At 70.5% G+C, this 11,959-nt stretch carries 14 protein-coding genes and 1 pseudogene; 8 read left to right on the forward strand and 7 right to left on the reverse strand.

Annotated elements, in window-relative coordinates; all coding sequences use genetic code 11:
- Positions 1 to 20: 20 nt before the first annotated feature.
- The 7 genes and pseudogenes from glmM to eccCb all read right to left on the reverse strand — a co-directional run.
- Positions 21 to 1,358 carry a phosphoglucosamine mutase gene (gene glmM / locus A8G15_RS00965; protein WP_068154394.1) on the reverse strand — a complete coding sequence of 446 codons (1,338 nt, stop codon included), beginning with the start codon at positions 1,356 to 1,358 and terminating at the stop codon, positions 21 to 23.
- Between the two features lie 171 nt (positions 1,359 to 1,529).
- Positions 1,530 to 2,024, reverse strand: coding sequence for a 30S ribosomal protein S9 (gene rpsI, locus A8G15_RS00970; protein WP_082899575.1), 495 nt, complete (start codon positions 2,022 to 2,024; stop codon positions 1,530 to 1,532).
- Positions 2,021 to 2,464 (reverse strand): 50S ribosomal protein L13, encoded by a 444-nt coding sequence (gene rplM, locus A8G15_RS00975; protein ID WP_068154396.1) that lies wholly within the window; start codon positions 2,462 to 2,464, stop codon positions 2,021 to 2,023. The genes rpsI and rplM overlap by 4 nt, the downstream gene beginning before the upstream one ends.
- A gap of 251 nt (positions 2,465 to 2,715) precedes the next feature.
- Positions 2,716 to 3,012 (reverse strand): WXG100 family type VII secretion target, encoded by a 297-nt coding sequence (locus tag A8G15_RS00980; protein WP_156665217.1) that lies wholly within the window; start codon positions 3,010 to 3,012, stop codon positions 2,716 to 2,718.
- 67 nt (positions 3,013 to 3,079) lie between these two features.
- Entirely contained in the window at positions 3,080 to 3,430 is a 351-nt protein-coding gene (locus A8G15_RS00985) for a WXG100 family type VII secretion target (RefSeq protein ID WP_068154400.1), read from the reverse strand.
- 175 nt (positions 3,431 to 3,605) lie between these two features.
- Entirely contained in the window at positions 3,606 to 5,033 is a 1,428-nt protein-coding gene (locus tag A8G15_RS00990; protein ID WP_068154401.1) for a type VII secretion-associated protein, read from the reverse strand.
- A pseudogene (gene eccCb / locus A8G15_RS00995) lies at positions 5,030 to 6,469 on the reverse strand (type VII secretion protein EccCb); the annotation flags it as partial. The gene A8G15_RS00990 and the pseudogene eccCb, both read right to left, overlap by 4 nt.
- A gap of 98 nt (positions 6,470 to 6,567) precedes the next feature.
- Between eccCb and A8G15_RS01000 the strand changes: the two are divergent.
- The 8 genes from A8G15_RS01000 to A8G15_RS01030 all read left to right on the forward strand — a co-directional run bounded on the left by A8G15_RS01000 (position 6,568) and on the right by A8G15_RS01030 (position 11,893).
- Positions 6,568 to 7,743, forward strand: coding sequence for a tyrosine-type recombinase/integrase (locus tag A8G15_RS01000; protein WP_245687664.1), 1,176 nt, complete (start codon positions 6,568 to 6,570; stop codon positions 7,741 to 7,743).
- Positions 7,744 to 7,982: 239 nt separating this feature from the next.
- The gene (locus A8G15_RS29565) at positions 7,983 to 8,159 is read left to right on the forward strand and encodes a helix-turn-helix transcriptional regulator (protein ID WP_082899577.1); all 177 of its coding nucleotides are present in this window, start codon (positions 7,983 to 7,985) and stop codon (positions 8,157 to 8,159) included.
- 148 nt (positions 8,160 to 8,307) lie between these two features.
- Entirely contained in the window at positions 8,308 to 9,867 is a 1,560-nt protein-coding gene (locus A8G15_RS01005; protein WP_068154405.1) for an AAA family ATPase, read from the forward strand.
- A gap of 280 nt (positions 9,868 to 10,147) precedes the next feature.
- Entirely contained in the window at positions 10,148 to 10,591 is a 444-nt protein-coding gene (locus tag A8G15_RS01010; protein ID WP_068154407.1) for a hypothetical protein, read from the forward strand.
- Between the two features lie 34 nt (positions 10,592 to 10,625).
- Complete coding sequence (locus tag A8G15_RS01015) at positions 10,626 to 10,865, forward strand: hypothetical protein (protein ID WP_068154410.1); 240 nt, start codon at positions 10,626 to 10,628, stop codon at positions 10,863 to 10,865.
- 13 nt (positions 10,866 to 10,878) lie between these two features.
- Positions 10,879 to 11,226 (forward strand): hypothetical protein, encoded by a 348-nt coding sequence (locus tag A8G15_RS30360; protein WP_068154412.1) that lies wholly within the window; start codon positions 10,879 to 10,881, stop codon positions 11,224 to 11,226.
- Positions 11,223 to 11,558 carry a hypothetical protein gene (locus A8G15_RS01025; RefSeq protein ID WP_068154414.1) on the forward strand — a complete coding sequence of 112 codons (336 nt, stop codon included), beginning with the start codon at positions 11,223 to 11,225 and terminating at the stop codon, positions 11,556 to 11,558. The genes A8G15_RS30360 and A8G15_RS01025 overlap by 4 nt, the downstream gene beginning before the upstream one ends.
- Positions 11,558 to 11,893: a hypothetical protein gene (locus A8G15_RS01030; RefSeq protein ID WP_068154417.1), complete on the forward strand. Its 336-nt coding sequence runs from the start codon at positions 11,558 to 11,560 to the stop codon at positions 11,891 to 11,893. The genes A8G15_RS01025 and A8G15_RS01030 overlap by 1 nt, the downstream gene beginning before the upstream one ends.
- Positions 11,894 to 11,959: the final 66 nt, after the last annotated feature.

Consider the following 11,959-nt stretch of genomic DNA (forward strand, 5'->3'; position numbering starts at 1 on the left):
GCACCCACTGCGGGGCACGGTCAGACCGCCGCGACCGCTCCTGCGAGACGGTCGGCGAGGACCCGTGCCACGGTGTCGTCGGCCGCCTCGACCATGACGCGCACCAGCTGCTCGGTTCCCGACGGGCGCAACAGCACCCGGCCGGTGTCGCCGAGCTCGTGTTCTGCCGCGGCGACCGCCTCGACGACCGCGGGGTGACCCGCGACCGCGGTCTTGTCGGAGACGGGCACGTTCACCAGCACCTGCGGCAGGGTCCGCATGACCGAGGCCAGATCGGCGAGCGACGAGCCCGTCACCGCCATGCGTTCCATCACCCGCAGGCCGGTGAGCACCCCGTCACCGGTCGTGCCGTGGGACGGGAACACGATGTGGCCGGACTGCTCGCCGCCGAGACTGAACGCGCCGCGGCGCAGTTCCTCGAGGACGTAACGGTCGCCGACACCGGCGGTCACGACCGCGATCCCGGCCTCCCGCATCGCCAGGTGCAGACCGAGGTTGCTCATGACCGTCGCGACCAGCGTGTTCTCGTGCAGTTCACCGCTGTCGCGCATCGCCAGCGCGAGCACCGCCATGATCGCGTCACCGTCGACAATCGCCCCGGTGGCGTCGACGGCCAGACAGCGGTCGGCGTCACCGTCGTGCGCGAGCCCGAGATCGGCGCCGTGCTCGACGACGGCCTTCTGCAAAGCGTCGAGGTGTGTGGATCCGCAGTTGTCGTTGATGTTGAGACCGTCCGGTTCCGCCCCGATCGCGACGACGGTCGCACCGGCGGCGGCGTACGCGGCGGGTCCCACCTCCGAGGCCGCGCCGTGGGCGCAGTCGACGACGACCGTCAACCCGGCCAGTGGTGTCGTGGTGGCGCCCGCGAGATGCGCGAGGTAGCGGGCGGACGCGTCGGTCGCGGGACGGACACGTCCGATGCCGGCACCGATCGGCCGCCGGAGCGTCTGCTCCCCGTGCAGCAGCGCCTCGATCCGGTCCTCGACGGCGTCCTCGAGCTTGTGGCCGCCCGCTGCGAAGATCTTGATCCCGTTGTCCGGCATCGGGTTGTGCGACGCCGAGATCATCACGCCGAGGTCCGCGGCGTAGGCGTCGGTCAGGTACGCGACCGCGGGGGTGGGCAGCACACCCACCGACAGCACGTCGACTCCGGCGGCCGTCAGGCCCGCGGTCACCGCTGCGTCGAGCATCTCGCCGCTCGCGCGGGGGTCCCGGCCCACGACCGCGACGGGCCGGCGCCCTTCGGTACCGTCCGCGAGCACCGCTGCTGCGGCACCTGCGATCCGGACGGCGAGTTCCACCGTCAAACTTGCGTTCGCCAGACCGCGAACGCCGTCGGTACCGAACAACCGCCCCATGGACCAACCTCTCGTGTGTCGATGATCCGGCCGAACGCCGGGAATGTGGCCGCCCGGACGGACGGGCCGGAATGCACGAGAGCAGGCGTCCGGTAGGAGATCTCTACCGGCGCCTGCTCTCGTGGTCGAACAGGTGCCGAGGCCGACCACCAGGTCAGCGTCGGCGACACATCAGCGCTTGGAGTACTGAGGTGCCTTACGGGCCTTCTTCAGACCGTACTTCTTGCGCTCGGTGGCGCGGGCGTCACGCGTCAGGAAGCCGGCACGCTTGAGAGCCGGACGGTCCTCGGGCGAGACCTCGATCAGCGCACGCGCGATGGCGAGACGCAGAGCGCCGGCCTGGCCGGACGGGCCACCGCCGGTGAGACGCGCGTGGATGTCGAACGACTCGACACGCTCGACCGTGACCAGCGGGGACTTCACGAGCTGCTGGTGCACCTTGTTCGGGAAGTAGTCCTCGATGCTGCGGCCGTTGAGCACGAAGTTGCCGGAGCCGGGCACGAGGCGGACGCGCACGACGGCCTCCTTGCGGCGGCCGACGGTCTGGACCGGACGATCGAGCACGATCGGGGCGGGAGCCTCGACGGCCTCCTCGGCCACGTACTCGTCGACCACGGTCTCGACCGAGTCGTCGCCGTACTCTTCGTTCACGTTCTGCTCAGTCACTGGGCCACCTGCTTGATCTCGAACGGAACCGGCTGCTGCGCGGCGTGCGGGTGGTTCGGACCCGCGTAGACCTTCAGCTTCTTCGCGATGGCGCGACCGAGCTTGTTCTTCGGGAGCATGCCGGTGACGGCCTTCTCCACGAGGCGGTCGGGGTTCTTCTCGAGAACCTCACCCACCGAACGCGCACGGAGACCACCCGGGTGGCCCGAGTGGTGGTAGAGGAACTTGTCGGTCCGCTTGTTGCCGGAGATGGCGACCTTGTCGGCGTTGATGATGACGACGAAGTCACCGCCGTCGACGTGCGGAGCAAAGGTGGGCTTGTGCTTGCCGCGGAGCAGGTTCGCCGCCTGCACCGCGAGGCGGCCGAGCACCACATCAGTGGCGTCGATGACGTGCCACTGGTGGGTCACGTCGCCGGCCTTCGGTGTGTACGTAGACACAGATCTTCCTCGTCTATCGTTTCGCTGCTGGCCCGCGTGTCGCCGATGATCGCTCTCGGCGGCCAGTTGAGACCCGAGAAGCGACGTCCGCCGGGCACAAGGCCACGGCAGCGCACGACACGCCAAACGGACACGATACCGGCCCTGTCATGCCGTGGTCAAAGCGGCTGCGGACCCGAGCCCGGGAACGCGACGTCCCGGCGGCCTCTCCACCACCGGGACGTCGCGTGATCGCTACACCGTCGCCGGCGTCACCGCGGACCCCACTGACGGGTGAGGCCGTCCTCGAGATCGATCATGTTGCGGTTCCCCGACGCGACCGAGGCACCGATCCGCCCGAGGATGAAGTTCAGCTCGGCCGCAGCGGTGTTCCACTTGGTCTGCGACTTGTAGTACTCGTCCTGTGCGGTGCCGTCCCACGTCTGCACGAACCGCTCGGCCGTCGTCCCGACGGTGTCGAGTTCGTCGTTCATCGCGCCCTGCAGCACGGTGAGGTCCTTGTACACCTGGTGGACCCCTTCGAAGTCCTGCTTCATCGGTCGACCCACGGTCCTGTTCTCCTTGCCTCGTTGTCCCCGGAGGGTGATGTCGTGTGCGTGCCGCGCGCCGCGGCGGTCAGGTGTAGCTGCCCTTGAGGGAGTCGCCGACGTTCGCGATCGCGCGGGCCTGGTCCTCGACCGCGTGCTCGTACGAGTCCCCGCTGGTCCGGATGCCGGCGGCGATCTCCTCCAGCGCGTCGTTCATGTTCCGGGAGGCCTTGTCCCAGTCCGCCATCACGATTCCGAACATGTCGTTGGAGTCGCTGCTCCACACATCGCTCGAGCGTCCGACGATCGTCCTGAGCTGACCGAGAATGTCGCCGAGTACCTCACGCGAATTGTCGATCTGCTGTGCCGCAACCAGCATCTCCCCGACATCGGCAACGACTCCCTGGCCGTTCGCCCCACCGCCCTGTCCTTCGGACATGTCCGTTTCCCCTCGTCGTGCTCCGCGCTCCGGTCGGACCCGGTCCCCCTGCGATCCGGGCCGGTTGGCGCCCTACATCTGGTTGGACGCGACCCGTCCCCCATCGGTTCCCCCCGGACCGGAAATCCTCGGACCGGAACTCCTCGGTGGCGCGGTCCCGGCCGCGCCGGCGGCTCTACCCGACGGCCACGGTGTGCACGGCCTGCTCGCATTCCTTCCCGATACCGGGCCATTCCCCGACCAGGAACTGGCAGCCCACCGCGATCTGCCATCCGCGGTCCACGAGGACGAACCAGCGCACCGTCGAGAACTCTTCGGGCACTTCGGTGTAGGCGATCACCGAGCGGTCCCCGAACGTGGTGTCCACGTCGAGATCGCGTACGACCCCGGCCCGCTCGGCAGCCCGGCGTTCGAGCACGGCCGCGACCGCGGCCTCGTCCATTCCGTCGTCGAGCCGGTGGTGCACCACCACGATCCGCCGGTCGGCGCCCCCGACGGGAACGAGTTCGCTGCGTTCGGACCCGGTGTTCCGGAGCTGCCACTGCTCGGGCAGTTCGAGGCGCACCGGTCCCAGTTCGAATCGCTTCGACGGTGATCGAGCCGACGGAACCGTGCCTGCGGGGACCCGGCCGTCGGATCCCTCGGCGACCGCCCCGGTCTCGGGGGCACGGACCGTTTCCGCGTCGTGTCCGAGCATCGCCCCGCCGACGACCGCGACCGCGACCGTCATCCCGGCGGCGCCGAGAATCCAGCGTCGGCGGATCGCCGGACGCGGCGGTTCTGCCGCGCGCACGTCGGTGAGCCACTGCGCGGTCGTCGAGATCGGGGGTTCGGCTGTCGCAGCGGCGGATGGAGCCGTGACCGCGGCGAGCATCTCCGACGCGGCGACGGGCACGACCCGGATACCGCGACCGAGCCGCTCCCCGATCCGTTCGCAGAGCGCCACGCCGGACGGTTCGCCGGGGGTCCCCGTCACCAGCAGGACGTCCGGATCGACCGGCCCGGCGACGGAACCGACCAGTTCGTCGAATCGCGCGAAACCGTCGGCTGTTTCGAGGTCCGCGGCACCGAGACCATCGGCAACGGCCGTGCGGGTGACGGCGGGCGCGGCCGCGGAGTCCGGGCCCGTGGCGAGCAGCGACGCGGTGATCCCGTCGTCGGTCACCTCGACGGTCACACAGCGATCCACGGGCGACGCGGTCACCGCCTGCCGGGCCGCGACCGCGGCCGTGACCAGGGTCGCGTTGCGGGCGATGTTCCGTGCCGCGCTGTGGGCGATCTTCCGGCGCCGTTCGCTCCATCGCGTCGGATACACCACCACGGCCGTACCCGCGTCCGGTGGCGCGCCGACCGCCGCCGCCGCGTACTGCATCAGTCCGGTCAGAGCCGCGGACAGGTCCGGGCCGTCGGCCGGGGACCGGTCGCCGATCCGGGCCACGACGTCGACCTGCGACTCGGGCGGCCGGCGTTCGGCGGCGTCCGCGAACACGAAGCCGTCACCGATGTGCGCGGCGGTCGCGGGACAGTCCAGCGTGATCTCCGCCCACCGGGCGAAGACGCGGCCGGGCGCCAGGACGAGACCGAGCGTGTCGATGGTGCTCACTGTTCCGGCACCCACGCGACCTGGACGAGCGATTCGCCGCTGCGCTGCACGAGGATGCCGCGGCCCGGGGGCATCCGGCTCGGGCGGACGCTGCCGAGAAGTGCTCCCTCGTCGCGGTTTCCGCTCATCACCAGCCCCGCCGCCGACAGTTCGCGCAGCCGCCCGATCACCGGTTCGAACAGTGCGCGTCCCGCGCCCCCGGAGCGACGGGCCACCACCAGGTGCAGGCCGATGTCTTTTCCGTGCGGCAGGTACTCGACCAGCGGCGCCAGCGGGTTCTGTCCCGACGTGGCAACCATGTCGTAGTCGTCGACGACGACGAAGACCTCCGGTCCCGTCCACCAGGACCGGTCCCGCAGCTGTTGCTGGGTGGTGTCCGGGCCGGGCAGTCGTTTCTCGAACACCGCGGCCAGGTCACGGGCCATCGCGGAGAGCACCGCCGCGGACGGCGCGTATCCACCGAGGCGGTCGCCTTCGACGACTCCGAGCAGGGTGCGGCGGTAGTCGCCGACGATGATGCGGGCCTGCGCGCCGGTGTTCGACGCCATCAGGCTGCGGCAGAGGCCGCGCAGCAGAGCGGTCTTGCCGCAGCCGGAGTCCCCGAACACCAGCAGGTGCGGATTCTCCGCGAAGTCGAGCCACACCGGCGCGAGCTCCGCCTCGTCGATTCCGAACGGGACCCGCAGCCGCTCCGCGGTCGGCGCGTCTGTCTGTGCCGGCGTGCCGGGTGGTAGCGCTGCCGCCAAGGCCCGATGCTCGACGAGCTCCGGCAGCATCCGCACCGGCGGGGCCGGTCGTCCGGGTGTGGCCGCGGCGAGTGCCTCGACCGCCGCGGCGATACCGGCACCGAGATCGTCCGTGCCGGAACTGCCGTCGACGCGGGGCAGCGCCGCGAGCACGTGCAGTCCGTCACGGTCGATGCCGCGGCCGGGCCGGTTCTCGGGGACGGCCTCCGCCTTCTTCCGGCCGAATTCCGAGTCCGCCGGGTCACCGAGACGCAGTTCGAGGCGAGTACCGAGATGATCGCGCATCGCCGGTCGCACGTCACCCCAGCGCGGCGCGGAGAGCACCACGTGGATGCCGTAGGACAGGCCCTGCGCCGCGAGAACGCCGATCGCCTGTTCGAGGGCTTCGAAATCGTTGCGGATGCTGGGCCAGCCGTCGATGACGAGAAAGACGTCGCCGAACGGGTCCGCGGAGGTGTCGACGAGCCGGTCTCCGCGGAGCCGGCGCAGCTGCGCCATCGACTCGATCCCCCATTCGGCGAAGATCCGTTCGCGCCGGCGCAGCAACCCGGTCATCTCCGCGACGGTGCGGCGCACCCGATCGGCGTCGATGCGGCCGGCGACCGAACCGACGTGGGGTAGCCCGGACAGTCCGGCGAGGGTGCCGCCCCCGAAATCGAGGCAGTAGAACTCCGTCTCCATCTCGTCGTGGAGCGGCGTTCACCTCGTTGTTCCTGGTGTCCCCCACGGATTCCGAACGGACCGGGAGGGACATACGAGGACATACGATACACGTAGAGCACCTCCGGATGGTGCGGACATCGCGCACCGGATGGTGCAACGACGAGGGAGGCCGGACGATGGCGGGACGGAAGGGACGGCGGAGCTGGGGCCGCATCCGCAAGATGAGGAGCGGGCGGTACCAGGCCGCCTACATGGCCACGAACGGCACCGGACCGTGGACGGCCCCAACGACGTTCACGGCCAAGATGGACGCGGAGGCATGGCTGGCGGCGGAGCGGCGGCTCCTGGAGACGGGGGCCTGGACGCCGCCGCCGACGAGGACCACCGGGGCGGCGGAGGAGGCCGTGGAGCTCACCGTGGCCGCCTACGTAGCCCAATGGCTGGAGGAGGCCCGTTCCCGCCTCAAGGCGTCCACGATGGACGGGTACGACCGGTACGCCCAGCTCATCACGGAGGGCCTGGGTGAGGTGTCCCTGGTGGCCCTCTCCCCCGCCCAGGTCCGGACGTGGCGGAGCTCCCTGGACCCGGCCTACCCGACGCGCAACGCCGGGGCGTACGCGCTCCTCCGAACCGTGATGAACACCGCCGTGAACGACGAACTGGTGGAGGCGAACCCGTGCAAGGTCCGGGGCGGTGCCACCAAGCACCGCGTCCACGAGCCGGTGGCGTTGTCCCCCGCCGACATCCGGGCCGTGGCGGCGGCGGTGCCGGTGGCCCGATGGCGGGGCCTCGTCCTGCTCCTGGGTTTCTCCGGACTCCGATACGGGGAAGCCATCGCGCTACGGCGGCGTGACCTCCACCTGGCCGACGACGAGGTGGCCGTCCACGTCCGGCGGGCGACCGTCCGCGCGGGCGGACAGTGGGTGACGAGCCGCCCCAAGACTCCCGCCGCCATCCGTACCGTCCCGCTCCCCGTGGCCCTCCGGGACACGCTCCGGGAGCACATCGAGAAGTACGCGGAGCCCGGCCTGGACGGCCTCGTATTCCCCGCTCCCGGCGGCGGCCCGGCCCACCGGACCCCGTTTGCCAACGCCCTACGGAAGGGGGCGGAGGCCAAGGGGTTCCCCACGCTCCGCGTCCACGATCTCCGCCACTCCGCCCTCACCAACTGGGGGCGGGCCGGGGCTACGCTGGCCGACCTCCTGGCCCTGGGCGGCCACACCACGGCGGCGTTGACGGCCCGCTACACCCACGCCGCCCCGGAGCGGAACGCGGCCCTGGCGGCCAAGGTCTGGGAGTAGCGGCGGGGCCGAAAATGACGGTATTCGGTACTCCCAAACTGCACCCGTGAGGGCGGCCAATCCGACTGGGGGACATACGGGTACACACGGATGAAGGTTTGACGGACCGGGACACGTCGGGTACTTTCGGTCCCACAACGGAATACAGGGCCAAGTACATGAAGGCCGACCATCCCAATCGACCTAGCGTCGTGGGGGCGTCGTAGCCTTCATGTCGCGCTTTCGGAAGGCCCTGCATCATGGCTACCTCTTCCCGGCTCCTCACCCTCCAGGAGGCCGCCGACGCGCTCCGCATCAACAAGCGGACCCTCCGTCGTCTGGCAGCGGAGGGACGCATTCCTCTTGTCCGCGTGAGCGATCGAGTCATCCGCGTTCGCGCCGATGTCATCGACGCCATCATCGAGGGGGCGGTGTAGCCATGAGCGCAACGAGAAACGGCCCCGCCGTTTCCGACGAGGCCGCCTCCAGGGATACCGACGACGAGACCGGGCTGGATTCCGGAAACATCGCCTCCGAGCATACCGGAAACGCCGCTCCCCGTGACGGACTCGTGGCGGTGGCGTCATGACCACGTTCACGGACCCGTTCGTCACCGTCCCCGGTGGCGGTGGTTCCTCGTCCTCGTCCTCGTCCTCGTCCTCGTCCGTGTTCCCGTTCCGGGGCCTCGTGACCTTCATCAAGTCCGGAAAGGCCCTGGACGCCATGAAGGCCGCCGGGGAGGACCCGGCCTCGTGGCCGGACGAGGCGGTGGAGACCATCGCGTCCCTGTACCTGGAGGGCTCCCCGGAGGACCGGGCCAAGCTGGCACCTACCCAGGCGAGGCGGCGGGCATACGACGAGCTCCGCCGCCGCCTCGTAGAGCGCCACGGGGCCGACGGGGCCGACGCCGCCCTCCAGGCCCACGAGAAGGCGTCGGCGGCGGCTCGTGGCAAGCGGGACGCCGCCGCCGACGCCTCCAGGCAGGCCACCGCCAACGGGCAGAGCGACGAGTACCGCCGCCGCGTCCAGGCGGAGCTGGGCAAGCTCCGGGCTCGTCGGGACGCCCAGGAGATTCTCCGCCGGGAGGAGGAGGGAGAGGCACCGCCGTTCGACGACGGGCTCCTGGAGGACATCCTGGCCCGTCCGCCGGAGCCGCCGTACCGGATACAGGGGCTCGTCCCGTCCGACGCGGGAACGGTCATCGTGGCCCAACGCAAGGCGGGCAAGACCACGTTGATGCTCAACCTGGCCCGGTGCCTGCTCACCGGGGAGGATTTCCTGGGCCGGTTCCCGGTCGTGCCTCTGGAGGGCCGCCTGGGGTTCCTCAACTACGAGGTGACCGGTCCCCAGCTGGCGCGGTGGGCCGACGAGGTGGGCATCGACCGCCGCCGCCTGTACATGGCGAACCTCCGGGGCCGCCGTAATCCGCTGGGCCACACCAAGGACCGGGCGGAGTTGGTCCGGAGGATGAAGGCCCACGGCGTGGAGGCCGTCATCGTGGACCCGTTCGGGCGGGCCTACACGGGCACGTCCCAGAACGACGCCGGAGAGGTGCAAGCGTTCCTTACGAACCTGGACATGTTCGTCCGGGCGGAGGTGGGAGCCCGTGACCTGTTCCTCACGGTCCACGCCGGATGGAACGGGGAACGTACCCGTGGCTCCTCCGCCATCGAGGACTGGGGAGACGCGCTCGTGTTCCTCACCAAGGACGTGATGGACCGCCGGTACCTCCGGGCGGAGGGCCGGGACGTGGAGCTGGACGAGGACGCCCTGGACTACGACCCCGCCGCCCGCCGACTCACGTTGTCCGGGGCCGGTAACCGGAAGGCGGCGGCCAAGAGGGTGAAGGCGGACAAGCTCATGCCGGTGGTGGAACGGATCGTCACGGAGACGCCCGGACTCAACTGGTCCGCCCTCCTCAAGGCGGTACGCGCCGCCCCGGACGCTGGGGAGTTCCAGGACGGGGACGTGACCCTGGCGGTGTCGCTCCTGGACGGAACGGGCCGTATCCGCCGGGAGGTTGGCGGCCCCGGAAAGCCGACGCTCCACTACCCGTGGGAGCCGTTCGACCCCGCCGCCGGAGCCGACGCGGACACCGCCTCCGATGGCCCCGCCGGGACCTCTGCCAAGGGTTCCGATGGGTAAGGGGCGTTTGGCAGAGGTGGCAGAGGTTAGCCGCCGCCCAAAAGCCCAGGTCGCTACCTCTGCCAACCTCTGCCAAACCTCTGCCAAGCAGAGCTCCCCGACCTCTGCCAACCCCTCTATAGGGGGTTGGCAGGGGTTGGGCAGTGGTCTTACCGGTTCACGGCGTCACGAACGAGGCGGCGGACCTACTCCGGCGGCGGGGACGAACCGGTCCCGAGACGGACCCGGGGCGGCGTCCATCCCATCCACCCGAACCCCTCATCGAGAACAGGACCGAACCATGACGAACACGAACGACACCACGACGGACCTCTACGAGCGGGCACTGGCGGCGGAACCCCGTCTCCGTGCCCTGGACCTGGCGGTGCGAACCATGGCGGCCCTCGTCCGGCCCGGGGACATGATGTGCCCGGGTTGCGTCTGGGAGCAGGTCATCAAGCCGCTGGCCCGTCCCCTCATCGGCAACGAACGCGGAACCGTCCCGGCCAACGCCAAGGACCCCGCCGACTCCTGGGACCCGGTGAACCTGGCCGATCTTCTCGGCACCTTGGACGAGGCCCGGGAACGGCGGGTCCCCGCCGACACGGAGACGGAGCGGTGGCTCCGGACGGACGAGGCGTACGACGCCGTGACCGATACGTGGCTCCACCTCATCGAACAGGCAGGCCAGGCGGACGGCCACGGCATCGGTCCCGCTGGCCGGAACCTCCTCGTCCGCCACTGACAAACCGAACCCTCATCGAGAACAGGACCGAACCATGACGAACACGAACCACGACGACGCCGACACCGCCCGCTGGATCACCACGGCGGTGGCCCCGGCGGCGGACCTCTACGCGGGGAACACTCCCGTCCACGCCTGGATGGTCCAGGAGCTCCGGGACGACGCGGGCCGGGTCTACGACTCCCGCGTGGTCCCCGGCATCTACCAGAAGGGACGGGGCCTCGTCCCGCACCTCACCGCGTCCCGCATCACCCACGTCAACGACCCGTTCTGACAGGAGCCCGACCATGCACGAGCACAACCCCCACGGTCTCGAACCGCTGTACGGACGGGCCTACGTACACAAGTGGCTACGCGACGAGGTGTCCATGCGGACCGAGATGTACCTCCTCATGGCCTGCACGGCGGCGGTCCAGGCGGCGGACCTGGGCGTGCCCCTTGACGACGTGACGGAGGAACTCCAAGACGCGGCGGCGGAGCACGAGGGCGGGAACTTCTATCGGGAGCTCCAGGCACCGCTGGACGACCCCGACAAGGGCCTGGCCCCCTGGTACGTGTGGTTCCGCGACACGATGGAGGAGGCGGTCCGAACCGCCGTCCGGATGGCCGCCGAGGAGCGGAAGGACCCCCAGTGACCCGCCGTCCGTCCGGTGGCCCCCGCCGCCAGCGGGACGGGAAGGCGGCGGCGTCCCTGCTGGCGTCGGCTCACCGGTTCGAGGACCCGCCGCCGTGCACCACGAACCCGGCCCTGTTCGACGGGCTGGGCAGCGGCGGGAAGGTCACCCAGGCCCTCCCGCGCTGGCTGGAGGCCGAACGCCTCTGCCACCAGTGCCCGCTCCTGCCCGACTGCCGCACGCTGGCCGACGGGTTCGCGGGCGTCGTCGCCGGACGCATCTACGGCATATCCACCGTCGCGGACGGGACCGCCCCGTCATCCATCACCCCCAAGACGAGGAGGGCCGCGTAATGCCCATGCGACCGCCGAAGATGTGCAACAAGTGCAGGCGGACCTACGACGCCCCCAGGTGCCCGCACTGCCGCAAGCCGTGGGCCGGGTCCCGCCGCTCCGGGAAGTCCACGAGGGCCTATCGGAGGTACCGGGACAACTACCTGGACGAGCACCCGATGTGCTCGTGGCCGTCCTGTAAGGCGGTGGGCCAGGTCGCGGACCACGTGGTCCCCATCGCGGAGGGCGGGGACATGTTCGGGCCGTTGCGGACTCTCTGTCACGCCCACCATCACGAGGTCACCCAGGCCCAGGCCCGACGAGGGCGTGGCCTCCGGGAGCCCGACGAGCCCTGAGAGCCCCTCTCCCGGCCCGGGGCACCGCACCCACCCCGACCTACCGGGACGCCACGGGAGGCCGGG

This window comes from Rhodococcus phenolicus, assembly GCF_001646785.1.
In the GTDB taxonomy this organism is placed as follows: domain Bacteria; phylum Actinomycetota; class Actinomycetes; order Mycobacteriales; family Mycobacteriaceae; genus Rhodococcus; species Rhodococcus phenolicus.

Coding starts and splice junctions, on each gene's coding strand:
- glmM (WP_068154394.1), bottom strand. CDS start 1,358: ATGGGGCGGTTGTTCGGTACCGACGGCGTTCGCGGTCTGGCGAACGCA.
- A8G15_RS00985 (WP_068154400.1), bottom strand. CDS start 3,430: ATGTCCGAAGGACAGGGCGGTGGGGCGAACGGCCAGGGAGTCGTTGCC.
- A8G15_RS01000 (WP_245687664.1), top strand. CDS start 6,568: ATGGTGCGGACATCGCGCACCGGATGGTGCAACGACGAGGGAGGCCGG.
- A8G15_RS29565 (WP_082899577.1), top strand. CDS start 7,983: ATGGCTACCTCTTCCCGGCTCCTCACCCTCCAGGAGGCCGCCGACGCG.
- A8G15_RS01005 (WP_068154405.1), top strand. CDS start 8,308: ATGACCACGTTCACGGACCCGTTCGTCACCGTCCCCGGTGGCGGTGGT.
- A8G15_RS01010 (WP_068154407.1), top strand. CDS start 10,148: ATGACGAACACGAACGACACCACGACGGACCTCTACGAGCGGGCACTG.
- A8G15_RS01015 (WP_068154410.1), top strand. CDS start 10,626: ATGACGAACACGAACCACGACGACGCCGACACCGCCCGCTGGATCACC.
- A8G15_RS30360 (WP_068154412.1), top strand. CDS start 10,879: ATGCACGAGCACAACCCCCACGGTCTCGAACCGCTGTACGGACGGGCC.
- A8G15_RS01030 (WP_068154417.1), top strand. CDS start 11,558: ATGCCCATGCGACCGCCGAAGATGTGCAACAAGTGCAGGCGGACCTAC.